We start from the raw sequence: 24473 nt of genomic DNA on the forward strand, positions 1-24473 counted from the left end.
GTGTTCGGGCATCCGTCGTTGTCGCAGCTGTACTTCCTCGAAAGCGCGCGCCCCTACCTGTCGATCGCCGCCGTGTGCGGGGTGCTCGCGGCGGGCGAGTCGGGCAGGCGGGTGCCGTGGCCGCTCGTGGCCTGCCTGGTGGGGATGGGCGCGGGGGCCGCGCTGCTGGCCTCGTCGCTCGACGTCGCGGGCGGTGTGCTGACGGCGGTGGCGGTGCCGTACACGATGCTCGCGGCGGCGGCGCTGATGGTGTGGCGGCGGGGGTTCGGGCTGGCGGTGGTGGCGCTGCTCATGGGGTACGCGCTGCCGGAGTCGGCGCGGGACGTGGCCGCGCACGTCTCGCCCGAGGAGGGCGAGCGGGCGCGGGAGATCCCCGACGGGGCGATGGAGGCGGGCCGGTGGCTGCGCGACCATTCGTCGCCCGGTGACGTCGTGGCCACCGACCTGCACTGCCGACAGGTCACGGAGTCGGCGTGCGACAGCAGGCACTACTGGGTGGCCGGGTTCACGGAGCGGCGGGTGCTGGTGGAGGGGTGGGCGTACGCCGAGAGCACCCTGTCGCGAACCCCGCTGTTCCGGGCGTCCTACCTCGATGTGCCGTTCGCCGACCCGGTGCGGCTGGCGGCGAACGACGCGGTGTTCCGGCGGCCGACGGCGGAGAATGTCCGGCATCTCGCCCAGAAATATGGCGTCAAATGGCTTTTCACCGATAGTAATCGTAGGCTGGAGAGATTCGCTCAGTTGCGTTTCCGGAACGAGAGTTCGTCGGTCTACAGGCTCTTCTGAGGGTAAAGATAATCCCCTTTCCTGGAACGATGAGGAGAAACCGAGCCCGTCCCGCTCGACATCCCCAGCACCATTTTCGTGGAGCCACGGCCACGAGCTACGGATGGGGATTCTATGAACACGCGTGCCGCCCTGGAGCCGCGCCCCCGCCTCCCCGACGACGCCGCCAACCGGCTGGCGTGGGTGGACATCGTCATCCCCGTGCTCAACGAGGAGCGCGCGCTGCCGGGCTGCGTGCGCACGCTGGCCGGGTTCCTCGAAGAACGTTTCCCCCTGCCGTGGCGCATCACGATCGTGGACAACGGCAGCACCGACGGCACGTGGGCGCTCGCCACCGCGCTGGCCGGGGAGTTCGACCTGGTGCACGCTCGCCGGCTCGACGTCAGGGGCAGGGGCGCGGCGCTGCGGGCCGCCTGGCGCGACAGCCCTGCCGACATCGTGGCGTACATGGACGTCGATCTGTCCACCGATCTCGACGCCCTGTTCCCGCTGGTGGCGTCGGTGGCCAGCGGGCATTCGGAGATCGCCATCGGCACGCGGCTGGCGCACAGCGCGCGCACCCACCGCTCGCTGCGCCGCGAGATCGTCTCGCGCGCCTACAACGCCCTGCTCAGGTACGGTTTCGGGGTTCGGTTCAGTGACGCCCAGTGCGGGTTCAAGGCGGCCAGGGCCGACGTGGTCCGGCCGCTGATGGACAAGGTCGAGGACGACGCGTGGTTCTTCGACACCGAACTCCTGCTGCTGGCCGAGCACAACGGGCTGCGGGTGCACGAGGTGCCGGTCGACTGGATCGAGGACGCCGACTCGCGCGTGCGCGTGGTGCGGACCGCGATCGACGACCTGAAGGGGCTGGCCAGGGTCGCCTGGTCGATGTCGACGGGCCGGGCCTCGGTCGCGGTGCGGCGGTCGGAGCCGAGGCCGACGCATCCCGACGCGGTGGTCGGCCGGCCCCGGGCGGTGACGTTGGCGAAATTCCTGTCGTTCGCGGCGATAGGCCTCTTCTCCGTCATTCTGTATACGCTGATCTACCTCCCTCTGCGTGATCTGTGGTCGCCGGCCATGACGAATCTCGGCGCGCTCGTCCTCACCGGAATCATCAACATCGAGGCGAACCGCCGATGGACCTTCAGGAAACGCACCGCCGTGCATTTCCGAGCGGTTCTACTATTCCTGGTGAACTACGCCATCACCACCGTGGCCGTGCTCAAGGTGCCCCCGGGCTCCGGGCGGCTGACCGAGGTGGGCGTGGTCGCCGCGACGTACTGCCTGCTCACCCTCATCCGCTTCACGGCCCTCGACCGCTGGGTCTTCCCGAGGAAATGATCGATGGAGACGACTGAGATCCGCCGACTGATCGAGCTCGAGGACACCCACTGGTGGTATCGCGAGCGCCGCGCCATCCTGCGCAGGGAACTGCGCGAACTCGACGTACGGCGTCCCCCGTTGAGACGGGCGCTGGACATCGGCGCCGCCGGCGGCGGCAACACCCGGGTGCTGGTCGAGGCCGGCTGGGACGCCACCGCCACCGACTACAGCGAGACGGCGGTCGAACTGGCCAGGGAGCGCGGCCTCAGGGCCGTGCACGCCGACGCCAGGGCGTTGCCGTTCGCGTCGGGCAGCATGGGCCTCGTGACCGCGTTCGACGTGCTGGAGCACATCCGCGAGGACCACCTGGTCACCGAGGAGATCGCCCGGGTGCTGGCGCCCGGCGGGCACACGTTGATCGCGGTGCCGAGCGACATGGCGTTGTGGTCCGCGCACGACCACGCCGTCGGCCACGTACGGCGTTACGGGCGCGAGTCGCTGATCAGCGTGGTCCGCAGGGCCGGGCTGACCATCGACCGGGTGTGGAGCTGGAACGTCCTGCTGCGCCCGCTCGTGCTGCGGCACCGGCGCCGGTCCGCGGGCAGCGACCTGAAGAAGACGCCGTTCCTCGTCAACGCCGGCCTGTCGGCGGTCGTCCGCGCCGAGCGGTATCTGCCGGTGGGCTCGCGCAAGGGCGTGACGTTGTTCCTGCGTGCCCGGCTCGTATGAGGACCTCGTAAGAGGACAGTGTCGGGAACGTGATGTGCGAGCGGCACTTCCGGGAGCGGCATTGGCTCTAGGCTGTCCCTGTGGTGATCACCCCCCTGCTCGCGGCCACGCTGGCCCTGACTTCCACGACCGCTCTTCCGGCTCAGGCCGCCGTCGACTGCAAACGGGTCAAGTGCCTGGCGCTGACGTTCGACGACGGGCCGGGCGCGACCACGCCCGCCGTGCTCAGGACGCTCAAGAAGGCGGGCGCGAAGGCCACCTTCTTCCTGGTGGGCAAGCAGGTGGACAAACGTCCCAAGATCGCCAAGCAGGTGCTGGCGCAGGGGCACGCGATCGGCAACCACACCTACGACCACATCTCGCTGCCGTCCTACCACGACGACCGGATCATCGACGAGCTCAAGCTCACCCAGCACGCGATCCGGAAGGCCACGGGGCACCGGCCCGCGATGTTCCGCCCGCCCTACGGGCACACCGACGAGCGGGTGCTGGCGCTGGCCGGTCAGACGGACCTCGCGCAGGTGTTATGGAGCGGCACGACGCTCGACTGGAAACTGCGTGACCCGAAGAAGATCAAGGCGGCGGTGCTGAGGCTGGCCAAGCGCGACGGCGTGCTGCTGATGCACGACGTGGTCCCGGCCACGGCGAAGGCCATGCCGGGCATCGTCAAGGAGCTGAAGAAGCGGGGCTACCACCTGGTCACGGTGCCGACGCTGCTGCGGGGCGGCAAGAGGCCGGTCGCCGGGGAGAGCTACCCCTAGCCGCTCCGGCGCGCGTCATAACGCTCGCGGGAGGCGGCGACGCAGGCGCTGTGCCGGCGTGACCAGTTGGTGAGCGTCAGCATGGCCTCATAGAGCTCCAGCGCCATGGGCGTGGCGCGATATTCGACCTTGGGCGGCACCGTCGGATAGACGGTGCGCTCCAGCAGCCCGTCGCGCTCCAGGTTGCGCAGCGTGAGGGTGAGCATGCGCCGGCTGATGCCCTCGATGAGCCGCTCCAGCTCCGTGAAGCGCACCGGCCCGCGTGAGGTCACCACGATGACCTGGATGGCCCACTTGCCGGCGATCTTGTCGAGGATCTCGCGCGGCGGGATGGGGCAGACGCCGTGCGCGATCATCGCCTCCGCGTCGTCCAGCGTCTTGAGCTCGGATGGTACAGCGGTGTTCCTCTGGGACATGAAAGTGCCTTCTTCCGGGTTCTTCCATAGTCACACATCATGGCCACTGTTACAGATCGTGTCCTTAGAAAGTTGGCCGTGATGAACAGATGGGCCGCATTCTCGTTGCTGGCCACCACCCAGTTCGTGCTGATCCTCGACTCGACCATCGTGAGCATCGCGATGCCGCCCATGGGGCGGGAGCTGGGCATGACGGCACAGGACCTGTCGTGGACGACTACGGCGTACGCGCTGGTGTTCGGCGGGCTGCTGCTGCTCGGCGGGCGGTTGTCCGACTACGTGGGCAGGCGGCGGATCTTCATCGCCGGGATGGTGTTGTTCGCGCTGGTGTCCCTGGTCGGAGGCGTGGCCTCGTCGGGTGGAGTGCTGATCGCCGTACGCGCCGCACAGGGCCTGGCCGGCGCCCTGGTCGCGCCCGCGGGGATGTCGCTCGTGATGGCGTTGTTCAAGGGCGACCCCGCGCTCAACAAGGCGATGGGCCTGTGGGGCGCGGTCGGAGGCATGGGCGCCTCGGTGGGCACGGTGCTCGGCGGGCTGCTCACCGACTGGTTCGGCTGGCGGTCGGTGTTCCTGGTGAACACGCCGATCGGGCTGGTCGTGGCCGGGCTGGCGCTCGTGCTGCTGCCCGCCGTACGCGCCGAGGAGCCCGTACGCGGCTTCGACCTGGCCGGCGCGATCACCTCCACCGCTGGGCTGGGCCTGCTCATCTACGCCCTGACGGGCGCCGCGGAGGCAGGCTGGGCCTCGGCCAGGACGCTCGGCCTCGGCGCTCTGGCGGTCGTCCTCATCGTCGCGTTCCTCGCCATCGAGCGGCGCTCGGCGAACCCCCTCGTCCCCTTGAACGTCTTCCGCAGGCGCACGCTCCGCGCGGGCAACGCCGTGATGTTCCTGGTGGCGGCGGCGATGCAGCCGGTGGCCTTCCTGCTGGCCCTCTACACCCAGATCGTGCTCGGCTACAGCCCCACCCAGTCGGGGCTGGCGACGGTGGCCATTCCCGTGACGATCGCGCTGACCGCCTCGTTCCTCGGGGGGCGCGTGCTCACCCGGTACGGCCTGCGCACGACGGCCGCCGCGGGCCTGGTCTTCATCATGATGGGTGCGGCCCTCTACCTGCGGATCGACGTGCGCAGCGGCTACGTGCCCAGCCTGCTGGGGCCCGAAGTGCTGACGGGCTTCGGCTTCGGCCTCCTCGTGGGCGCGGCCACCGTCGCCGCCACGTCGGAGGCGTCGCCGTCGGAGTCGGGGATGGTGTCGGGGTTGTTCAACGTGACCACGCAGGTGGGCATCTCGGTCGGCATCGCGGGGCTGGTGACCGTCGCCGCCGCCGTGTCGGGCGGCTCGACCGCGCCGGAGGCGCTCGTCGCGGGGTATCGGGCGGCGTTCCTCGGCTCGACGGTGCTGGCGGCACTGGCTCTGGTGGCCGCGCTGGCGCTGCTGCCCCGCCGCGAGGAGCCGGCGCGGGAGGACCAGCCGGTCCCGGTGTGAATTGCTCACTGTGTGAAGAATGTGGCTAAAGTGCTATGTGCACGTCAAGCGATCGGGGGACGCAACGTTGCCGAACTGACCGTACCCGCGCCCCTGGTCGCGAAGCCACGCGACAGGAGCCACCATGGGCTACCCGCCAGGCGGGCAACAGCCGCCACCACCCGGATACCGGCAGCCGCCGTACCACCATCACCAGCAGCAGCCGTGGACAGGTGCGCCGCCCCCGCCCGGCCCGCGGCGGCGCAGTCCCGGGCCGGTCCGGATCATCCTCGGCGTGCTCATCTCCCTCTTCGGGTTACTGTGCACGCTCGCGGGCGCCGGGGTCATCGCCCAGGCGTTCTCCAACAGCAACCAGGAGATCTTCAACCAGCGGTACGCGAAGAACCTGTGGCGCAACCTGCCGGTCGAGACGCTGTTCCCCCCGGCGATCGGCATGCGCGACCCGGACCGGCGCGGCGAGAAGCAGGACGGAGGCGGGGGCTGGACGCGGGCCGCGGTCTCGCCCGAGACCTCCTGCGGCAAGGCGCTGGCCGGCCTGCTCGCCGAGGAGGCGAAGAAGCGGGGATGCCAGACGGTGCTCCGCGCCACCTACGTCGACGGCACGGGAGGGACCGCCGCCACCATCGCCATCGTCGTGTTCCCGGCGGACGACTCCGGCAACGACCTGGACGCCATCCTGTACGAGGCCCAGCGCGAGAAGCGCGACTACGGCGTGCGGGCCCTGCCGGCGAAAGGCGTCTCGTGGACGGACGGAGCGCGGGCCGGGAGCGGCGCCGCCTCGACCGCGACACTCTTCGTCGCGGTGACCTCAGGACCGGCCGACGGGCGTCGCGCCGGCAAGCTTCCGCAGCCGTGGGGCAGGCGCGAGAGCGATCAGCGCATCGACCGCGCCCCCTGGGGCGAGATAGCCGATGGCCTCGCCGAGAGCGCCACCGCCCACCTGAACGACCAGATCCAGAAGGCGAGACCGTGATCCGCAGGACGACCGTCGCAGCCCTCCTGACCGTTCCGATGCTGCTCTCGGCGGCAGTGCCCGCCCACGCCGCCGCGCCGGCCGGCTGGGAGCTCAACGCCATGGACGTGCCGGAGGCCCACCGGACCAGCCAGGGCGAGAACGTCACGGTCGCGGTGCTCGACACCGGCGTGGTGACCAGCCATCCGTCGTTCAGAGGACGGGTCACCTCGGGGCCCGACTTCATCCGCTTCGGCGCCGAGAAAGGCGAACCGCACTGGGGCGAGCACGGCACCTCGATGGCCTCCAACGTGTTGTCCGTCGCCCCCAAGGCCCGCGTGCTGTCCCTGCGCGTCATCCTCGACCACGAGGACCCCGGCAGGGAACGCATCGAGGAGCAGTGGGAGAAGTGGCGCAAGGGCGGCACGTTCGACAAGGAGCTCCTGCCGATGCAGACGTCGGTGTCCCGAGCCGTCCGCTACGCGGTCGACAAGGGCGCCAAGGTCATCTCGATGTCCCTGGGCACCGACGAATGGGCGGGCTTCAACGACTACCTCGACGACGTCGCCGCGGCGGTCGACTACGCCGCGGGCAAGGGCGTCGTCGTGCTCGCCTCCTCAGGAAACGGCGGATCCACCGACCGCCTCGCCACCGACGCCAACAACGTGGTGTCCTACCCCGCCGGGTACGCCGGGGTACTCGGCGTGGCCGCCGTCAGCCCGCAGGGGCGGCGCGCGGAGTTCTCGCAGGTGCACACGTACAACACGATCGCCGCGCCGGGTGTCGACATCCGCAGCGCCGCCAACGACGGCGGATACCGGATGATCAAGGGCACCTCACCGGCGTGCGCCCTGGCGGCGGGCGCGGTGGCGCTGATGTTGTCGCGCAATCCCGAGCTGAGCCCACGGCAGGTACGCGACATCCTGGTACACACCGCCACCAAGCCCCGCAACGGCTACACCCTGTTCCTCGGGCACGGCATGGTCAACGCGGACCGTGCGGTACGGGCGGCGGCCACGACCAAGGGCGCCGAGGCGAAGGCGGCAGCCTACGAAGGAGAGAAACACTTCGGTGACGGGCCGGCCGACTCGCCCATCGCCCACCCGCCGCTCGACCAGGAATACCTGGTCATCGGAGGCGTGGGCATAGGGATCGGGCTGCTGTGCTTCGCCGGCACCTTCCTCCTGGTACGGCGGCGGCGCGCCTGACCCCTTAGGTCTCGGGACAGAGGACGGCTTCGGCCGCCTTCTTCACCAGCGGGTCGATGGCGGGATTGGTGTTGGCAGTGCCCAGTGTGGCGGACAGGACGAACTGCACGCGGCCATCAGGTGAGTTGTAGGTGAGTGCGCTGAACCCGGACGAGCCGCCCTTGACAAGTCCGTACTCGCCGCACACGCGCGGGTCGGCAGGCTTGTCTCCCGACGGGGGCTCCGGAGCGGGGCGACCGGCGTTCAGCGCCTCCTTCTCCCGCTTGGTGAGGATCTTGTCCCTGGCGAAGGCGCGGTGGAAGTCGCTGAGGTCGTCGGTGGTGGAGATGACGCCCCCGGCGGCGTAGCCGTAGCTCATGTTGAGGCGGTCGACGTCGTGGAGCTTGCCGTTCTTGTCGGGGTGGTAACCGTGCCCGTGCGGGCCCTTGATGCCGCCGGGCCACTTGGTGGGCAGGTAGGTGTCGTCCATGTGGAGAGGATCGAAGATCCGCCGCTCGAACTCCCGGGACACGGAGTGGCGGGTGAGGTCCTCGATGATCAGCCCGAGGAGCATGTAGTTGGTGTTGGAGTAGGAGAACTTCTCCCCCGGCTCCTGCGTCCGCTCCACCGTGCGCGACTTCTTCACCAGTTCCAGCGGCGGGTAGTAGGTGTCGAAGTCGAAGGCGTCGACGAGCTGCGGCGTGTACCAGTTGGGGATGCCCGAGGTGTGGTGGATCATCTGCTCCACGGTGATCTCGTCGGCCCGCTCCACCAGGTCCTTCTCCACGACGACCGGCAGCAGGTCGCTGAGCTTGTCGTCCAGCGAGAGCTTGCCCTCGGTGACCAGCTTCATGATGACGACCTGGGTCATCAGCTTGGTCTGTGAGCCGACCCTGAAGCGGGCGCCCGCGGGGATCCTGCCGCCCTTGCCGTTCAGCAGGCGGGTGCCCGCCGAGCCCTTGCCGGCCTTCCTGCCGTCGACGTAGACCGCGCCGATCGCGCCGACGATCTCCTTGTTCTTCGCCAGTTGCGACAGGGCCTTCTGGACGTCGCCCGGCCGGGGCCGGTCCGCGGCGGCCGCGGCGGCGGGTGCTGCGACCCCCAACGTCAGCATCGCGCAGGCCAACCCGGCCAGACCCTTCACTGTCGCACGATTCACGATATTTCCTTTCGATGAGCCCGTCACTGTGCGGGGCAGAGCAGTGATTCGGCGGCCTGCCGCACCTTCTCCGGCAGGTCGCCGGTCTCGGTGTTGGGAACCTTCAGGGTGACGTTCACGCCGAGTTGCCGGCCGTCTTGCGTGGTGAACAGGTAGGCGATGGACCCCGGTCCCGACCCGACAGCGGAGACGGCGATGCACGTGCCGGGCTGATCCTTCGGGGGCAGCTTCCCGGCCTGATACCGCCAGAAGGCGGCGAGGTCCTTCGCGGTGGAGATGACGCCGCCCGCCGCCCACCCGTTGGTGGCGTTCTGCCGGTCGGTGTCGCGCAGCCTGCCCTTGTCGTCGGGGTAGTAGCCGTGCCCGTGCGGGCCCTTGATGCGCTGCGTGGGCCTGGTGGGCAGGTAGGTGCCGGTCATGCGCAGCGGCTTGAAGAGCCTCTCGGCGAAGGCCGCGTGCAGGCTTTCACCGGTCTCCTTCTCGATGATCAGGCCGAGCAGGATGTAGCCGGTGCTGGAGTAGGAGAACTTCTCCCCCGGATCCTGCTCACGCGGCAGCCCTCGTGAGACCTTCAGCAGATCGATCGGAGAATGGTAGGTGAGGTCGAAGAGGTCAAGTCTCCCGCCATAGTCGGGGACCCCGGAAGTGTGCTTGAGCAGGTGGTCCACGGTGATCTCGCCGGCCCGCTCCACCAGGTCCTTCTCCACCACCATCGGCAGCAGGTCGGCGAGCTTGTCGTCCAGGGAGAGCCTGCCCTCCTCCACCAGCTGCGCGATCACGGCGGAGGTCATGCCCTTCGTGTGCGACCAGCCCCGGAAGCGGGAGTCGGAGGGGATCTTGCCGCCCTTGCCGCCGATCAGGCGGGAGCCGGCCGAGCCGCGGCCGACGCGCCGGCCGTCGTGGAACGCCTCGCCGATGACGCCCACCACGCCGGCGTCCTTCGCGAGTTCCTCCATGGCCTCCTGGACGTCCCCGATCCTGGACTCGGCGGAGACGGGGGCGGGGTGGACCAGCAGCACGGCACACGCCAGTGCGGCCGTCGTACGTTTCACGATGTCTCCTTCAGATCGCGCGGTCCGGCGGTGAGAGGTCACCCGGGGTGGCGCACGACTGCCGGGGCCGGGGTCGAGCCCGGCCCCGGCGGGCGCCAGCTTCCCTCGCCGTCCTTTATGGCGCAGTGGCTGTTTCCTCCCTGTTTCGTGTGGGAGGGTGACCATCCTGCCTCCGGGCGGCGAACGCCTAGCCCGTAGTCGGAGTCAGGACCCTTGTTGCGAAACCGGGTATCCCGTATACCTGTCAGACGATCGCTGCGCACACGTGTACGTCTGGAGGTCGTCGGTGTCGAACGGCAGGCCGAGCACACCCGACTCCGGCTCGCCATCAGCCTCGACGGCGCCGAGAAGTTCCACAGCATGGCGTTCTTCGGTCAGTCGGACTTCCGGGCGTTCCGGCTCCTGGACCCCGTCGGACGCCGCCTGTACCGGGGCCAAGAGCACCCACCAACTCGAACAGTTCGGCTGGTACTCCAAGGACATCCGCTACGAGACCGACGTCTACTACGACCCGCTCCCGGAGTCGGCCGAACAGATCACGGTGATCGCACCCTGCACGCTCGGGGAGATGACCGGGATCCCGGTCACCGACGGTGAGATCTCGCAGAGCCCGACGCCGCTGCCGACCACGTCCTGGGGCGACGACAAGCCGAGCACCAAGGTCGTGCTCGCCGTGGACCCGCCCGAGCCAGGCTCCACGCCCAACTACTCCGACCTGTACGCGGTGGAGGAGGGCGCGCATGAGAAATCGACCGGCACCGACGAGGAGAGCATCGCCCCGCGCGCCGACGTGCTGTTCGCCTTCGACAAGGCCGACCTCTCGGCGAAGGCACGCCGCGTGCTCGACGACGTGGCGGAGGAGACCGGGCGGCGGGCCGATCCGTCGAAGCCGCCGGTGACCATCACCGGACACACCGACGGCAAGGGCGACGACCCGTACAACCTGCGATTGTCGTTGCGGCGTGCGAAGTCGGTGGAGTCCCACCTCTCCCGGCGGTTGGGGACCGACTACCGGTACAAGGCCGAAGGCAAGGGGGAGACCCAGCCCGTCGCGGAGGAAGGCGGCTCGGACGACAAGAGGGCCAGCGCGAAGAACCGGCGGGTGGAGGTGTCGTACAAGATCAAGCAGGCGACGGAGACCACCGCCGCACCCAGCCCTGGGACCAGCACGGCGCCGGCCTCGGGCCGGCCGGCCCCCTTCCAGGAGGCGCTGGGCGAGCCGGTGGCCGAGCGCAAGAACGAGGACGGCTGGCTGCTCCGCGTGCACCAGCCCTATCGCGACGGCGCCTTCATGGTCGGCGTCTACGAGATCGTCAATGAGACCGGGGGCTGGGAGTTCAACATCAGCCCGCGGATGGACGGCGAGCAGCCCGGCTCCATCTGGGGCGGCCTGACGTGGGTCGACCCGGCCTCAGAGCGACGCCAGCGCATCGTCCGGGTCGGCAAGTACGGCACGGACGAGGAGGGGGCTACACCTACGTCTCCACCCCGGACATCACCGGCAGATACGGGCTCGCCTGGGCCGAGCACGTCCCCTACCGGATCTACGCCTACTACGCACCGCCGCCGCCGGGGGTCACCACGCTGACTCTGGACGCCGGGCCGTACGGCACCTTCCCCGATGTGCCCGTCAAGTCGTAGTCTGCTTCTAGAGTTCGGCTAGCCTTGCTTCCCGTGAACGAGGGCAGGAAGCCGAACAAGAAGGCGCAGAAGTCCGCCGAGACCCGGCGCCGGATCCTCGCGGCCGCCGGGGAGCTGTTCGTGGCGCAGGGCTACGGCGCGACCATGCTGCAGCAGATCGCCGACAGGGCGGGCGTGGCGGTGCAGACCGTCTACTTCGTGTTCGGCAACAAACGCCGCCTGCTCAAGGAGCTCGTCGACGTCACGATCGCGGGCGACGACCGTCCCGTGGCGACCCTCGACCGGCCGTGGTTCCGCGAGTCGCTGGACGCCGCCACCGCTCAGGACCACCTGCGGTTGCACGTCGCGGGCACCCGGGCCGTGCTGGAACGGGTGGCTCCGATCACCAAGGTGCTGGAGATCGCCGTGGCCACCGACCCGGAGATCGCCGACATGTGGCCCGACGAACGGGATCCGCGCTACACGGTGACACGGACCGCCGCGGACAGCCTGATGGCCAAGCCGGGAGCGCGTCCGGACGTCCCCGACGCCGCCGACCTGCTGTACGGCGTGCTCAGCCCCGACCTCTACCTGGTGTTCGTCCGCGACCGCGGCTGGACACCCGAACGGTTCGAGCGCTGGGCCCACGACACCCTGCGCGCCCAGCTCTGCACGGACTGATCGGTCGCAAGACACTCGTCATGCGTGTCGAGCACAAGGGACACTACGCCGCCGTCGCCATCAAGGCGGGCATGGCGACCAACCCACACTGGTACGCCAGCGTGCTCGCCGACCCCGTCATCGAGCTTCAGGACGGCGCGGTGACCCGGCAGTTCAAGGCGCGCGAAGTGTCCGGCAGCGAGAAACAGCTCTGGTGGCGACGGGCCCGGCTCTCCGGGCACGGGTGCCGCCCGCTCAGCCCGGATCGGTGCGTCCGTGACTATCCGGCGGCGTACATCGTGGCGATCCGCGCGCCGAGATCGGCACCGTAGTTCTGGTGGTAGACCTGGGCGGAGCAGTAGACCGGGCCCCCTTGCCGGGCCAGGCCGGCGGTCCAGGTGACGGCGTTCTCCACGCCCGGGTCGCTCAACTGCAGGCCCGTGGCCACGATGTCGTCAACGCTGACGTCGGTGAAGTAGCTGGTCACACCCTTGCGCTCGTACAGCCGCCACTCCAGCTTCGCGCTGTTCGCCCCGGCCAGTTCGGCCGTCAGGTCGACCGTGGCCCTCTGCCACGCGTGGTCGTTGGCGGCGACGTCCTGTTGCCAAACCACCTTGCCGTTGAGAAGGAGCTGCTTCACGTGGTAGCCGGCCGGGCTGTCAGGGCCCCGATCGTCCCCGTGCCAGAAGCTCACGCCGTACGTGCCGGCACCGGGCGTGAGCTGCGCCTGACGGCTTGCACTGCACCACATCCCCGCCTTGGTGACGGTCTTCGTCTGAACGACGAAGCTCAGCCGTCCGTTGCCGGTGCGGGCGAGGTTGTCGCTCGCGGGCCGGGTCCACCCGGTGTCGCGGGACACGAAGGGGAGCTTGTACTGCAGGACCCCGGACAGTTCCCCCGTGCGGACGTGCTCAAGGCCCTTCTTGGTGACGGCCTCGACGTAGGCGACCGTCGGTTTCTGGGCCGCGTGGCTCAGCGGGTGGGCGTACGGCATCAGGTAGACGTCCGTGCCGGGAAGGCGCTGCGCGAGCTGCTTGACCTGGTACGACAGGTTCCATGTCCAGGACGTGTCCCGGTGCGGCTCGTCCCTGAAGGGGAAGATCACTCCCTCCAGCAACGGGATCTGCTCGGCGATGAACGCGTCGGTGAACTGGCTGTAGTAGACCGTGGGGACGAACCTCAACGACGGGTTGATCGCCCTGGCGGCCGCGCGCATCTGCTTGACGTACTCGGGCGTGAACGTCTTGAGGTCGTAGGCGTAGTCGTCCACGGTCCAGCCGATCAGGTTCGGGTGGGTCCTGGAGAGCGTGGCGATCTCGCGCGCCCATGCCACGTAGTCGTGCTTGTACGGTCGGGAGACGCAACAGCCCGCCTGGCTCGGCGAGTACACCAGCACCCAGACGTTGATCCCGGCGGCGGCCGCGGCCGGGAGGAACTCGTTACGCAGGTCCTCCCAGTGCACGTTGTCGCCGGCCATAGGAAAGACGTAGGTGTTGGCCTTGATGGCCTTCAACCCCGCGATCATCAGCTCGGTGTCGACATGCCTGATCCCGTCGGCCCGCGGCTCCGTTTCCCGTATGAGGTTCCCTGCGGTCCCCAATGCGCCGGGGGCCTGCGCGTGGGTCACACCGGGGAGCATCGACACCATCAACGCGACGACCATGACAAGCACAGAACGGGACACCGGGTTCCCTTCAGCAAGATCCGTGGACGAACGCGGTCAGCATAGAAGTCCCCGGTATAGCGCCGGTATGACGCCGCTGTGACCCGCCGCCCACGTCCGGCCAGTGGGCCCTCGGCACGACCCGCTGCGCAACGGGCACACCGCCCGGCCTCGTATCGAGGGTGCAGCGGTAACACCTCGTGTACTGCGGAGAAACAGGCCCAGTGCAGGTATCGCATGTGACGCTCTGCAACCGGAGCGGGTTCGTCATGATCGCGCCAAGACGTTCGCGAATCATGTCCTGGAGCTGCGGGAGTGTCTCCGCCAAGTGTGTCAGCCAATCCTGGAAAGAAGGTCCTCAAGCTGCTTGGGCCGGCGGAGCAGATCGTCGACGATGACCATGGCCTCGTCGACATCGCGCGCCACGTGGACATCGGGCTTGCTCGCCGTAGCCTTCCCCCACTCCGTGCGATCGACCACCGAACGCATCAGGATCACAGGACGACCGTGCTCAACGGCTTTGCGCGCCTGGATGCGTGTCCCGCTTCTCTCGCTCGCCTCGACGATGATCGTGGCCAGACTGTAGCCGGACATCGTGCCGTTGCGCGGCGGGAACGTCGACTTGTCCGGCGCCCTGTCCGGCCAGAACTGGGAGAACACGGCGCCTCGGTCGGCGACCTCGCGATGAAGGTCTCGGTTCTCCGCCGGGAAATATCGGTGAATGCCCGTGCCGATGACGGCCACCGTCCGGCCGCCTGCTCCGAGCGCGGACCGATGCGCAGCCGTGTCGACGCCTGCTGCGAGGCCTGACACCACCGTGAGCTCGCGTTCCACGAGCCGTACGGCCAGCTCCGCCGCCACCGACCTGCCCTGCGATGAGACCGACCGTGAGCCGACCACAGCGACCCCGTCGTCCTCTTCCAGGACCGTCCCCCGGGCGAACAGCAGTGGAGGTCGATCGAACACATCCCGCAGCCGGTATGGGTAGCGGTCATATCCCAAGGTGATGACGTGGATGCCGCTCCGCTCCCATGAGGCGATCTCCTCGTTCGCCCGGGTCATCGCTTCTTCCAGCGGGTCGGAGAACAGGTCGACGGGGGCAAGCCTGTCACGCAGCAATGCCTCCGCCGAGGCACCTTCGGTGAGGTGCTGAACGAGCTCACGCTCGCCCTTCTCCGTGGGGATACGGCGAAGCAGCGCCACTGTCGCGGCGCGCTCCCTGTCGTCTCGATAGCCCACACCCACAGAGTGGTCCGAGCCGCCCACGTCATCCTGCGATCGAACACCTGCACTAATCATGGGGGAACGGTCAACGTTCAGCTGAGGAATGCCGGGCGGAGCATGGTGAAGGCTGTGTCGACCAGGGTGAGGCGGTCGACGGTGCCGCCGGTGCGCAGCCATTCGCGGGCCACCGCGTCGAGGGCCGCGCCCGCCGCTGCCGCCGCCAGATCCGCCTCCAGCGGCGGCATCCCGCGGTCGGCCAGGGCGATGATGATGCGGGTGCGGGCCTCGTCGCGCTTCTGCAGGAGCCTGGTGCGCAGCGCGGGCGTGGACTCGATGAGCCGCATCGCGTCGACCTGCGCGTTGATGCGCGCCTCCCAGCCGCGAAGCACCGTGTGCAGGCACTCCCACGGCTGTTCCTGCGGTGGGCGGGTGGCGATCTCGTGCGCGACCTGCTCGCCCATCGCCTCGATCTCACCGAACACGACGTCTTCCTTGGTGGGGAAATAGCGGAAGAAGCTGCGTTTCGACATGCCGGCGGCCCTGGCGATGTCGTCGACGGTCGTCTCGTCGAAGCCACGCTCGGCGAACAGATCGAGCGCCCGTCCGGCCAGTTCGGCGCGTACGGCGCGTCTGGTGCGATCCCGAAGACCTTCCACGTCCGCCATCCTACACCGATTGCCATATGTGGCACTCGGTGTCATATTTGTTTCATTGCTCTGAAAGGTGGTGGATCTCATGGACGGCAAGACTGTCCTCGTCACCGGCGGCACCGGTGGCATAGGCAAGGAGACCGCGCGCGGGCTGGCCGCCCGCGGCGCCCGGGTGATCCTGGTCGGTCGCGATCCCGTACGCGCGCAGCGGGCAGCGGACGAGCTCGGCGCGGGTAGCGGCCGGGTCGAGGCCATCGCCGCCGACGTGACCGGGCAACGCGACCTCGCCAGGCTCGCCGCCCAGGTCGCCGAACGGTGCGACCGGCTCGACGTACTGATCAACAACGTCGGTACGCACCCGCCGCGCCGCACCCTCACAGAGGACGGCGTGGAGAGCACCTTCGCCGCCCATGTGCTCACGCCGTTCACGCTCGCCCGACTCCTGCTGCCCCTGCTCGGCGGCCGGGTCGTCAACATCACGGGAGGCATCCCCGGTGGCCGGATCGAGCTGGACAACCTACAGGGGGAGCGGCGTTACCTGGGGTGGACGTTCAGCCAGTACAACCACACCAAGACGATGCTGATGGCGATGAGCCTGCGCTTCGCAGAGCAGGTGGCCGGCAGCGGCGTCACGGTCAACGTCGCCTACCCCGGCCACGGCCACACGCCGATGAACCAGGCGATGACGGTGGCCGGCTTTCCCTACGTGTACCGTCCGATCGTGCCGCTGCTACGGGCCCTGACCCCGCGGCTCTTCGGCGACCTGAGCAAGCCGTCCCGCTCCAGCGTGTACCTCGCCTCCAGCGGCGACGTGGAAGGCGTGACGGGGACGTACTTCACTATGAACTGCCGACCCGCCCCCTGGCCGGCCAGCGTTCTCGACCGGCGCAACCAGGACACGATCTGGGCCCTGTGCGAGGACCTGACCAGGGAAACGATATGACATCCCCCGACCCCGGCAGCCGCACCGCCGGCCATGACGCGGCTGCCGGGTCGTCAGGACGTCATCCGGTGAAGCGGATGGTGGCGCCCTTGCCGGTGATGGCCAGCACGCGGAACGAGAGGGCGTTCTTGCCGTTGATGCGCATGTTGCCCCGGGCGTTTTCGCCCAGGGAGGCCGTCGAGCCGGGACCCCGTACCACGACCATGTCCTGGTCGAAGATGCCGCCGACGTGCTCCTTGGAGACGTACACCCTGGAGAAGCCGTAACGCTTCTTGGAGATGCGGAAGCTCACGGCCTTCGAGAAGGTGAACTTGCACTTCCCGTCGTAGCAGCTGCGATAGCTGGGCTTGGCCGAGGCGGCGGCGGGGGCGGCGGCCACGGCGGGCGTCACGACCATGGCGCACGCGAGGGTAAAGGCGGAAATGGCCTTCCTGTGCACGGTCTTCCCTTTCATCCGATCAACGGGGGCACAATCTTTCTATCGCGTATCCGGCGGGAGGGGTCCCGGCGCCGCCGGGGGACACTGGCACCCGACGTCCGAGTGAGCAAGGGAGCAGAGATGCCAGGGGCACGCACCGGAAGGACGGCGCTGGTGACTGCGGCGGCGGTACTGCTCGCCGGCTGCGGCTCCGCGCCGGAGGAGGCGGCCTCGCCCGCCGGCACCCCGTCCTCCCCCGCGGCGACGCCGCCGTCAGCGCCCCCTTCGCCGACGCTGACCCCGTCGCCGACGGCGACGCCGCTCCCCAAAGCCAGGAACGGCACCAGGCTCCGGGCATGCCGGGACGCGAAGTGCGAGGTGCTCGTCTCGGACGGGCAGACGATCCGGCTGGCCGACAGGTGGGGGCTGTTGCCGATCAACGTCACCGTCGAGGACGGCTCTGTCACCTTCGACGCGTTCACCTCATCAGGCATGCGGCTCACCATGTCGGAGCAGACGCCGGACCAAGGAGGTCCCAGCACCATCAACGAGGTCAGCTTCGAGGTGGTGGCCGTCAAAGGGAAGAGGGCCGTCATCAAGATCACGCACTAGGCGCCGTGACCGTCAGGATTCGGTGAGCCGCCCCGGCGGCGGCCGCAACACGCAGAACTCGTTGCCGTCGGGGTCGGTGAGCACATGCCAGGCCCAGCCTTCCTCCTTGATGGGCTCGTCGGTGACGCGACGCCCGCCCAGGGCCACCAGCCTGGCCACCTCGGCCTCCAGGTCGGGAACCCGCAGATCCAGGTGCATCCGGTTCTTGGCCGTCTTCGGCTCCGGAACCTGTTGCAGGAGCAGCTCGACGCCGTTGCGCCCTGGGGGCAGGAGCCGCCGATAAGGTCCGGGCGAGGCCGGATCGGCGGTGTAACCCAGGGCTCCGCACCAGAACTCCGCTGCCCTGCCCAGGTCGGCGCAGTCGAGGACCACGACCAGGACGACATCGTCTCGCCCGCCGAAACGAGCCGGCCCACCAGTCATAGCGGCACATTACGCCAGTATCGACGCCGACATGACCGGACGACACGGAGCCGGGCTCACCATGCCGGACATCCCCGGAAGCGGTCGAGGAGGGCTACGAGGCAGGCGGGCTCCCGCGTGGGGACACTGGGTCTGCTCGACACCCGAGGATGAGGCGCCCGTCAGCCGCTGCCACTGGCGTACGACGCTCCCACCCGTCCCATCGCGAAGATGCTCGACGGGCGAGGCGGCCCAGCCGGCGGGCGTCGAGCGGCGCATCGGTCGCCACCACGATCATGCAGGAGTTGCCGGAGGGCTCGTCCCGGTCCTGCTCGCCGAGGACGTGCTCGACCGGCATCGGGATGCCCTGCACGGTCAGGACGCCGCCGAAGTTCGACTGGACCAGGACGCCGACCGTCGCCGAGACGCCCTCCGCGAGGTGCGTTCGCGATGCGGTGCCGATTCCGGCCTTGAACCCCAGGGCTGTCGTGCCGGCGCCGGCACCCACGCAGCCCTCCGCGGGCAGGCCGTCGGATGCGCTCTCCAATGCGTCGAGAACATGCCGTTCGGTGACGGGGCGGAGGCGGATGTCGGAGAGGAAGCCGTCGTTGGCCTCCCCCACGAGCGGGTTGAACGACAGCCCGCCAGGGCGGCGCGCCATGAGGTACGTGAGCAGGGCGTCGGCCGCCCGGAACGCCGACAGGGTGGCGGTCAGGACGATGGGAGACTCCAGGACGCCGAGTTCGTCCATCTGGGTCGAGCCGATCAGCTTGCCGTATCCGTTGCCGGTCCACACGGCGGCCGGCAGTCCTGGCCGTGCCGCGGTCAGCTGCGTGGGAACGACGGCCGTCACTCCCGTATGGAGATCGGCGCCATTGTCGATCGTGGTGTGCCCTACCAGGACTCCCTCGACGTCGGTGATCGCGTTCAGGCGTCCTGTCGGCAACGTACCGACGGCGATGCCCAGGTCACGCGCCCGTACACGAGTGTCGCCCGGGATGCGGGTGAGGCGGGTGGTTCATGTCATTCCTATGGTGGCGTAGCATCGCTCGATGCGGGTGGCCCCGGCGCCCTGAAGAACGCCATCGACTTCCTCTTTGCCACATGGAACAACAAGGGCGGCCGGATTCGTCGCACCCGCGCGGTGGAGCACCTGCGGCTGATGATGGGCGAGGCGACCGAGCACGAACCTGGGCAGGCGCCACTGCCGTCCGCGGGCGGCCGTGACGTTCATGCCGCCGTGAAGTGGTGCGGCTCGTCGCCACAGGCTCGTGGGGTACAGCAGGCTGTACCCCACGACTCCAGCGCGCGGGATCGTTCGCGGATCGGCCCGGACGGCATGCTGGTTGATGTCCGGAGCGGACACCACCCCCGAATGCAGGAGCGTTTTCCCATGTCGCGTCTCTCTTCCCCCTCAACGACCCCCCGGAGCGTGCGCGGCCTGGCCGTGGCGGCGCTGTCCGCGCTGACGGCGATGAGCGTGGCCGCCGCCCCCGCCGCCGCGGTGACCGGTCCCGAAGTGGGAGCGAACGCCCCTCGGCACAACCCGGCCGACGAGCTACGGGCCGAGCTGGACGAGATGCGCCAAGAGGTGAAGGAAGCCAAGCGCAACCGCAGCAACGACGCCCTGCAGAAGCAGCTGAACGGCCTGGTCAAGAAGTACAAGTTCCCGGGGGCGCTGGCCGCCGTACGTGACAGCAAGGGCAGGACCCGCCACTACACCGCCGGCGTCGGCAACCTCAGGTCCAAGGCGAAGGTGCCGGTCGACGGGTACGTGCGCATCGCCAGCAACACCAAGACCTTCACCGCCGTGGCCGTGCTGCAGCTCGTGGGCGAGGGCAAGGTCAAGCTGGACGAGCCGATCGAGACGTACCTGCCGAAGCTGCTGCGCGGCAAGTCCGGCGACGGCCGCAAGATCACCGTACGGCACCTGCTGCAGCACACCAGCGGCCTGCCCAACTACACCCGCTGGATGCCCAACATCTTCGACGCCCGCGACAAGTACCGCTCTCCTCGGGAGCTGCTGAAGATCGCCTTCGCGCACAAGGCGTCGTTCGCGCCCGGCAAGAAGTGGGAGTACAGCAACACCGGCTACACCGTGCTCGGCCTGCTCATCGAGAAGGTCACGGGCAAGCCGGTGAGCAAGGCGATCACCGACCAGGTCATCAAGCGGGCCGGCCTGCGCCAGACGTACTGGCCGGGCAAGAAGGTCAAGACGATCCGCGACCCCCACCCGACGGGGTACGGCTCCAGGAAGCCCGGCGGCAAGCTGCTCGACATCACCAACCTGGACCCGTCGTGGGGCGGCGCGGCCGGTCAGCTCATCGCCACCCCCAGCGACCTGAACCGCTTCTGGGTCGCCCTGATGGACGGCAAGCTGCTCAAGCCGGCGCAGCTCAAGGCCATGAAGAAGACCGTGAAGGCACCCGGCATGCCGGGCGGCTGGAGGTACGGGCTCGGCCTGATGAAGATGCCGCTGAGCTGCGGCGGCGTGGCGTGGGGCCACGGCGGCGACATCGACGGCTACGAGACCCGCGGCGGCATCACCGACGACGGCAGGGCCGCCGCCATCGCGGTCACGGCGCTGCCCACGGCCGACGCGGCCGCGATGAGCGTCATCAAGGCCGCCGACACGGCCCTGTGCGCCAAGAAGCGGTGACCACAGTTGGTCCGACCGAGGCCCCGGGAGCACACCCCCCGGGGCTCGGGCACGTTCACGGGGTCTTCGCGCCGTCCCGGCGGCCGGGCCGGAGCCTGGTGAACACCCTCGCCCTGGCCGTGCTGCTGACGCCGGTGGCGGACTCCCCTGTGGCCGGGGCAGCCGACCTGCTGCTCACCGGCGCGGGTCTCGCGGCGCTGGCGCTGGTGGCGAGAGATGTGCACCGGCTGCTGCACGAGACATCGCCACTGCGGCGCTATTACGTCAGGGAGTCGAACCTGGCGCTGGCCCCGGAGGACACCTTGACCGGCGGCCTGCCCTGCCCGCCTCCTCCGGGTGCCGGCGCGAGCGGGTCATCCGCGCCCTGAGCAGCGGGACCGGGTCACTCCCATTCGATGGTGCCGGGGGGCTTGCTGGTCACGTCGAGCACCACGCGGTTGACCTCGCGGACCTCGTTGGTGATCCGCGTCGAGATGCGGGACAGCACGTCGAACGGCACCTTCGCCCAGTCGGCCGTCATCGCGTCCTCCGACGTCACGGGACGCAGCACCACCGGATGCCCGTAGGTGCGCCCGTCGCCCTGCACCCCCACCGAGCGAACGTCGGCCAGCAGCACCACCGGGCACTGCCAGATCTGCCGGTCGAGACCGGCCCTGGACAACTCCTCGCGGGCGATCGCGTCGGCCTCGCGCAGCAGTTCCAGGCGCTCGCGCGTCACCTCGCCGACGATGCGGATGCCCAGGCCGGGGCCTGGGAACGGCTGACGCCAGACCATGGCGGCGGGCAGCCCGAGCTCCTCGCCGGCGCGGCGGACCTCGTCCTTGAACAGCGCCCGCAGCGGCTCGACCAGCGTGAACCGCAGGTCGTCAGGCAGGCCGCCGACGTTGTGGTGGGACTTGATGTTGGCGGTGCCGGTGCCGCCGCCCGACTCGACCACGTCGGGGTAGAGCGTGCCCTGGACGAGGAACTCGACGGGCTTGTCGGCCATGATGGCGCGCTGTTCGTCCTCGAAGACGCGGATGAACTCGCGGCCGATGATCTTGCGCTTCTCCTCGGGGTCGGTGACGCCCTCCAGCGCCTTGATGAAGCGGTCCGCGGCGTCGACCACGCGCAGCTTGACGCCCGTGACGGCCACGAAGTCGCGCTCGACCTGCTCGGCCTCGCCCTTGCGCAGCAGGCCGTGGTCGACGAAGACGCAGGTCAGCCGGTCGCCGATGGCGCGCTGCACGATGGCGGCAGCCACCGCGGAGTCGACGCCGCCCGACAGCGCGCAGATCGCGTGACCGTCGCCGACCTGGCGACGCACGGCTTCGACGGAGTCTTCGACGATGTTGAGCATGGTCCACGACGGGCGGCAGCCGGCCGCTTCGAGGAAGTGCCTGAGCACCGCCTGCCCGTGCTCGGAGTGGAGCACCTCCGGATGGAACTGCACGCCGTAGAGGCCCCGCTCGGGGTGCTCGAAGGCGGCGACCGGCGTCTGGCCGGTCGAGGCGGTCACCGCGAACCCCTCGGGTGCGGCGGCCACGCTGTCGCCGTGGGACATCCAGACCGTCTGGGCGCTCGGCAGGCCGGCGAAGATGACGCCCTCCTGCAGCACGTCGAGCGCGGTGCCACCGTATTCGGCGACGCCCGTGCGGGCCACCTCGCCGCCCAGCGCCTGCGCCATCGCCTGGAAGCCATAGCAGATGCCGAACGTCGGCACGCCCGTCGCGAACAGCCCGTGCGGCACGGGCGGCGCGCCGTCGGCGTAGACCGAGGAGGGACCTCCGGACAGGATGATCGCCTTCGGATTTTTCGCCATCATCTCCTCGACGGGCATCGACGAGGGGACGATCTCGGAGTAGACGTGGCACTCGCGCACCCGCCTGGCGATGAGCTGCGCATACTGCGCGCCGAAGTCGACCACCAAGACCGTGTCGAATTCAGACACTGAAGACCCTCCAGAAGGCGGAACGCGGTGACCACAGTCTATCGGCCTTGTGCGTTACGCCTGGCCTGGCTCCGGCTCTCGTGCTAACACAGGAGAATGGATCTTGTCTGGCCGGCGACGACGTGGGCTCTGTGGGTCGCCACCCTGGCCGCCGCCTTCAAGGTGTCCGGTCGCGACAGGACCCCGGAGCGGGAGCCGCGCTATCCGGCGCCCGCCCCCGTGGCGGAGCTCTTACGCGGCATGCGGGTGCAGGATGTGTTCCATTCGGCGCTGTTCGAGTTGGCCGGGCGCGGGTGGGCCGTCGTGGAGGGCGACCGGCTGTCGCTCACGCCGCGCCGGGAGGAGCCGCTGCTGCCGTACGAGCGGTGGGTGCTCGACCAGGCGAGCGCCAGGATGGGCGGGGCTCCGCGGGCCCCGGTGATCGCGCTCATGCCCGACGGTCAGGTGCTCGACCGCGAGTTCCTTCCTCTGGTCCGGCAGCGCGCGATCGACCTCGGGCTGGCGCGGCGGCGCTGGTCGAGCATGCTCGTTCCTGTGCTGCTGGCCTGTGGGCTGGTGGTCCCGTGGTTCGCCACCGTGGCCGCGGCCGGCCTGTCGTGGCCGGGGATAATCGCGACGATGGTGTCGTTCGTGGCCGGGTCGGGGCTGCTCCTGGCGGGCCGCGGGTTCCTGCTGACCCCGGCTGGGCGCGAGGTCGCCGGGCCGGGGCAGGTGGAGGTGAACCCGCAGCAGGAGTGGATCTTCACGGGCAGCGGCTGGCACGGCGTGGAGATCGTGCCCGCGGCCACCGTCGCGCAGGGCGCCAAGCGGCAGGAGATCGGCGGCCACGTCGTCAAGCGCTGGGTCGAGGCCCACGCGGACAGCGAGAACTCCTACCACATCGCGGTGCACGACGGCAGCTCGGAGAAGGCCATCGCGTTCCGCGTCAAGCAGGGCCTCTACCAGGACGTGTTGCCGGGCGACTCCGTACGCCTGCTGGTCAGGCCGCGCAGCGGCGCGGTGGTGCGGTTGCTGGCCCACGAACGTCAGTGGTGAGGCGGTAACCGCCCGGTGAGCAGCGCCTCGGTCCGCCGGCGCAGCCGCGTGGCGTGCTCGGGGTCGGTCAGCAGCAGGAATCGCTCCTCACGGATGGCCTCCACCACCAGGCCGGCGACCTCGGACGGCTCCATGCCGCGCTCCGCCGCCCGGCTCACCGCCTCCTGCACGGCCACCTCGTCGGAGCTCGGCGTGGTGGCCAGGCCCGGAGGGCGTAGCCGCCCCGATTCGGCGATGCGCGTCCTGACCGCGCCCGGGCAGAGCGCGGTCACGCGGAGCTTGGACCCCGCGGCGGCCAGGTCGTGGGCCAGCGCCTCGGAGGCGGCGAGCGCGGCGTGTTTGCTGACGGAGTAGCCGCCCGACCCCGGCGAGGTGAACAACCCCGCCGTGGACACCGTGTTGACGATGTGCCCCTCGGTGTCCTGCTGGATCATGCGCGGCACGAACTCGCGGATGCCGTGCAGCACGCCCCACAGGTTGACGCCCAGCAGCCAGGCGAGGTCCTCCTCGCCGCGGGTCCACAGGTGGCCGCCCTGGAAGACGCCCGCGTTGTTGCACAACACGTGTACGGCCCGCAGCTCCCCGAAACACCGGTCGGCCAGATGGCGTACAGAGGACGCGTCGGACACGTCGGTGATCTGCGTGAGCACCCTGGCGTCGCCCGCCTGCGCGGCCGTCTCCGCGAGCGGGCCGTGGTCGACGTCGGCGAGCATCAGCGTCATGCCCTCGGCCGCGAACCTGAGGGCCAGCGCCCGCCCGATGCCGCTGCCCGCGCCCGTTATCACGGCGACCTTGCCGGAGAGCTCGCGCACGGACAGACCTCCT

At 69.5% G+C, this 24473-nt stretch carries 26 protein-coding genes; 15 read left to right on the forward strand and 11 right to left on the reverse strand.

What is annotated here, in order from left to right:
• From GUY59_RS31320 to GUY59_RS31335, 4 genes are all read left to right on the forward strand, one after another.
• Positions 1–786: hypothetical protein (locus GUY59_RS31320; protein ID WP_201761563.1), on the forward strand; the 786-nt coding region annotated here is incomplete at its 5' end.
• A 114-nt stretch (positions 787–900) separates the two neighbouring features.
• Positions 901–2109, forward strand: coding sequence for a glycosyltransferase (locus tag GUY59_RS31325; protein WP_138203809.1), 1209 nt, complete (start codon positions 901–903; stop codon positions 2107–2109).
• Positions 2110–2112: 3 nt separating this feature from the next.
• Positions 2113–2820 (forward strand): class I SAM-dependent methyltransferase, encoded by a 708-nt coding sequence (locus tag GUY59_RS31330; RefSeq protein ID WP_132339290.1) that lies wholly within the window; start codon positions 2113–2115, stop codon positions 2818–2820.
• Between the two features lie 80 nt (positions 2821–2900).
• Positions 2901–3581, forward strand: coding sequence for a polysaccharide deacetylase family protein (locus GUY59_RS31335; RefSeq protein ID WP_138203811.1), 681 nt, complete (start codon positions 2901–2903; stop codon positions 3579–3581).
• Here the strand turns inward: GUY59_RS31335 and GUY59_RS31340 are convergent.
• Positions 3578–3997: a winged helix-turn-helix transcriptional regulator gene (locus GUY59_RS31340; RefSeq protein ID WP_138203813.1), complete on the reverse strand. Its 420-nt coding sequence runs from the start codon at positions 3995–3997 to the stop codon at positions 3578–3580. The genes GUY59_RS31335 and GUY59_RS31340 overlap by 4 nt on opposite strands.
• An 81-nt stretch (positions 3998–4078) precedes the next feature.
• Here GUY59_RS31340 and GUY59_RS31345 point away from each other — a divergent pair, with 81 nt between their 5' ends.
• The 3 genes from GUY59_RS31345 to GUY59_RS31355 all read left to right on the forward strand — a co-directional run bounded on the left by GUY59_RS31345 (position 4079) and on the right by GUY59_RS31355 (position 7642).
• On the forward strand, positions 4079–5482 hold the full coding sequence (locus tag GUY59_RS31345; RefSeq protein WP_171055493.1) for an MFS transporter: 1404 nt from the start codon (positions 4079–4081) through the stop codon (positions 5480–5482).
• 124 nt (positions 5483–5606) lie between these two features.
• Entirely contained in the window at positions 5607–6455 is an 849-nt protein-coding gene (locus GUY59_RS31350; protein WP_161714787.1) for a hypothetical protein, read from the forward strand.
• Positions 6452–7642 (forward strand): S8 family peptidase, encoded by a 1191-nt coding sequence (locus tag GUY59_RS31355; RefSeq protein WP_161714788.1) that lies wholly within the window; start codon positions 6452–6454, stop codon positions 7640–7642. Before GUY59_RS31350 ends, GUY59_RS31355 begins: the two co-directional genes overlap by 4 nt.
• Before the next feature lie 4 nt (positions 7643–7646).
• Here GUY59_RS31355 and GUY59_RS31360 read toward each other — a convergent pair whose 3' ends face one another.
• Positions 7647–8780 carry a serine hydrolase domain-containing protein gene (locus GUY59_RS31360; protein ID WP_138203819.1) on the reverse strand — a complete coding sequence of 378 codons (1134 nt, stop codon included), beginning with the start codon at positions 8778–8780 and terminating at the stop codon, positions 7647–7649.
• Between the two features lie 23 nt (positions 8781–8803).
• The gene (locus GUY59_RS31365; protein WP_161714789.1) at positions 8804–9832 is read right to left on the reverse strand and encodes a serine hydrolase domain-containing protein; all 1029 of its coding nucleotides are present in this window, start codon (positions 9830–9832) and stop codon (positions 8804–8806) included.
• 286 nt (positions 9833–10118) lie between these two features.
• On the opposite strand from GUY59_RS31365, the gene GUY59_RS31370 reads away from it, so the two are divergent.
• From GUY59_RS31370 to GUY59_RS31380, 3 genes are all read left to right on the forward strand, one after another.
• Positions 10119–11420 (forward strand): OmpA family protein, encoded by a 1302-nt coding sequence (locus tag GUY59_RS31370; RefSeq protein ID WP_138203823.1) that lies wholly within the window; start codon positions 10119–10121, stop codon positions 11418–11420.
• A gap of 86 nt (positions 11421–11506) precedes the next feature.
• Entirely contained in the window at positions 11507–12133 is a 627-nt protein-coding gene (locus GUY59_RS31375) for a TetR/AcrR family transcriptional regulator (protein ID WP_138203825.1), read from the forward strand.
• Positions 12133–12444, forward strand: coding sequence for a nitroreductase/quinone reductase family protein (locus tag GUY59_RS31380; protein ID WP_289514134.1), 312 nt, complete (start codon positions 12133–12135; stop codon positions 12442–12444). The genes GUY59_RS31375 and GUY59_RS31380 overlap by 1 nt, the downstream gene beginning before the upstream one ends.
• Here the strand turns inward: GUY59_RS31380 and GUY59_RS31385 are convergent.
• From GUY59_RS31385 to GUY59_RS31395, 3 genes are all read right to left on the reverse strand, one after another.
• Positions 12393–13775, reverse strand: a complete 1383-nt coding sequence (locus tag GUY59_RS31385; protein ID WP_138203829.1) for a hypothetical protein — start codon at positions 13773–13775, stop codon at positions 12393–12395. The two genes, GUY59_RS31380 and GUY59_RS31385, sit on opposite strands and share 52 nt — an antisense overlap.
• A gap of 333 nt (positions 13776–14108) precedes the next feature.
• Positions 14109–15041 (reverse strand): DNA-processing protein DprA, encoded by a 933-nt coding sequence (locus GUY59_RS31390; protein WP_161714790.1) that lies wholly within the window; start codon positions 15039–15041, stop codon positions 14109–14111.
• 50 nt (positions 15042–15091) lie between these two features.
• Entirely contained in the window at positions 15092–15655 is a 564-nt protein-coding gene (locus GUY59_RS31395) for a TetR family transcriptional regulator (RefSeq protein ID WP_201761565.1), read from the reverse strand.
• Between the two features lie 79 nt (positions 15656–15734).
• Between GUY59_RS31395 and GUY59_RS31400 the strand changes: the two genes are divergently transcribed.
• A complete protein-coding gene (locus GUY59_RS31400; RefSeq protein ID WP_138203835.1) occupies positions 15735–16592 on the forward strand; it encodes an SDR family NAD(P)-dependent oxidoreductase in 858 nt (285 codons plus the stop codon).
• A gap of 61 nt (positions 16593–16653) precedes the next feature.
• On the opposite strand, the gene GUY59_RS31405 is transcribed toward GUY59_RS31400, so the two are convergent.
• Positions 16654–16989, reverse strand: coding sequence for a hypothetical protein (locus GUY59_RS31405; protein ID WP_132339318.1), 336 nt, complete (start codon positions 16987–16989; stop codon positions 16654–16656).
• A gap of 195 nt (positions 16990–17184) precedes the next feature.
• Between GUY59_RS31405 and GUY59_RS31410 the strand changes: the two genes are divergently transcribed.
• Positions 17185–17622: a hypothetical protein gene (locus GUY59_RS31410; RefSeq protein ID WP_161714791.1), complete on the forward strand. Its 438-nt coding sequence runs from the start codon at positions 17185–17187 to the stop codon at positions 17620–17622.
• A 12-nt stretch (positions 17623–17634) separates the two neighbouring features.
• On the opposite strand, the gene GUY59_RS31415 is transcribed toward GUY59_RS31410, so the two are convergent.
• Complete coding sequence (locus GUY59_RS31415) at positions 17635–18045, reverse strand: VOC family protein (protein ID WP_138203837.1); 411 nt, start codon at positions 18043–18045, stop codon at positions 17635–17637.
• Between the two features lie 94 nt (positions 18046–18139).
• The gene (locus GUY59_RS31420; protein WP_201761566.1) at positions 18140–18970 is read right to left on the reverse strand and encodes a P1 family peptidase; all 831 of its coding nucleotides are present in this window, start codon (positions 18968–18970) and stop codon (positions 18140–18142) included.
• A gap of 447 nt (positions 18971–19417) precedes the next feature.
• Here GUY59_RS31420 and GUY59_RS31425 point away from each other — a divergent pair, with 447 nt between their 5' ends.
• Together GUY59_RS31425 and GUY59_RS31430 are read left to right on the forward strand one after the other, a co-directional pair.
• Positions 19418–20683, forward strand: a complete 1266-nt coding sequence (locus GUY59_RS31425) for a serine hydrolase domain-containing protein (RefSeq protein WP_201761567.1) — start codon at positions 19418–19420, stop codon at positions 20681–20683.
• Between the two features lie 98 nt (positions 20684–20781).
• Positions 20782–21051 carry a hypothetical protein gene (locus GUY59_RS31430; protein ID WP_138203839.1) on the forward strand — a complete coding sequence of 90 codons (270 nt, stop codon included), beginning with the start codon at positions 20782–20784 and terminating at the stop codon, positions 21049–21051.
• A 14-nt stretch (positions 21052–21065) separates the two neighbouring features.
• On the opposite strand, the gene guaA is transcribed toward GUY59_RS31430, so the two are convergent.
• A complete protein-coding gene (gene guaA / locus GUY59_RS31435) occupies positions 21066–22655 on the reverse strand; it encodes a glutamine-hydrolyzing GMP synthase (RefSeq protein WP_442939038.1) in 1590 nt (529 codons plus the stop codon).
• Positions 22656–22709: 54 nt separating this feature from the next.
• Here guaA and GUY59_RS31440 point away from each other — a divergent pair, with 54 nt between their 5' ends.
• Positions 22710–23648 (forward strand): DUF2207 domain-containing protein, encoded by a 939-nt coding sequence (locus GUY59_RS31440; RefSeq protein ID WP_138203843.1) that lies wholly within the window; start codon positions 22710–22712, stop codon positions 23646–23648.
• Here the strand turns inward: GUY59_RS31440 and GUY59_RS31445 are convergent.
• Complete coding sequence (locus tag GUY59_RS31445) at positions 23639–24460, reverse strand: SDR family NAD(P)-dependent oxidoreductase (RefSeq protein ID WP_161714792.1); 822 nt, start codon at positions 24458–24460, stop codon at positions 23639–23641. The two genes, GUY59_RS31440 and GUY59_RS31445, sit on opposite strands and share 10 nt — an antisense overlap.
• Positions 24461–24473: the final 13 nt, after the last annotated feature.

The organism is Nonomuraea sp. K271, from assembly GCF_009908215.1.
Taxonomy (GTDB): Bacteria; Actinomycetota; Actinomycetes; order Streptosporangiales; family Streptosporangiaceae; genus Nonomuraea; species Nonomuraea longispora.

Excerpts from the sequence above, each read along its gene's own strand:
- GUY59_RS31350 (WP_161714787.1), top strand. The coding sequence starts at position 5,607 with ATGGGCTACCCGCCAGGCGGGCAACAGCCGCCACCACCCGGATACCGG.
- GUY59_RS31325 (WP_138203809.1), top strand. The coding sequence starts at position 901 with ATGAACACGCGTGCCGCCCTGGAGCCGCGCCCCCGCCTCCCCGACGAC.
- GUY59_RS31425 (WP_201761567.1), top strand. The coding sequence starts at position 19,418 with ATGTCGCGTCTCTCTTCCCCCTCAACGACCCCCCGGAGCGTGCGCGGC.
- GUY59_RS31440 (WP_138203843.1), top strand. The coding sequence starts at position 22,710 with ATGGATCTTGTCTGGCCGGCGACGACGTGGGCTCTGTGGGTCGCCACC.
- GUY59_RS31345 (WP_171055493.1), top strand. The coding sequence starts at position 4,079 with ATGAACAGATGGGCCGCATTCTCGTTGCTGGCCACCACCCAGTTCGTG.
- GUY59_RS31385 (WP_138203829.1), bottom strand. The coding sequence starts at position 13,775 with ATGGTCGTCGCGTTGATGGTGTCGATGCTCCCCGGTGTGACCCACGCG.
- GUY59_RS31415 (WP_138203837.1), bottom strand. The coding sequence starts at position 18,045 with ATGACTGGTGGGCCGGCTCGTTTCGGCGGGCGAGACGATGTCGTCCTG.
- GUY59_RS31330 (WP_132339290.1), top strand. The coding sequence starts at position 2,113 with ATGGAGACGACTGAGATCCGCCGACTGATCGAGCTCGAGGACACCCAC.
- GUY59_RS31405 (WP_132339318.1), bottom strand. The coding sequence starts at position 16,989 with ATGGTCGTGACGCCCGCCGTGGCCGCCGCCCCCGCCGCCGCCTCGGCC.
- GUY59_RS31340 (WP_138203813.1), bottom strand. The coding sequence starts at position 3,997 with ATGTCCCAGAGGAACACCGCTGTACCATCCGAGCTCAAGACGCTGGAC.
- GUY59_RS31400 (WP_138203835.1), top strand. The coding sequence starts at position 15,735 with ATGGACGGCAAGACTGTCCTCGTCACCGGCGGCACCGGTGGCATAGGC.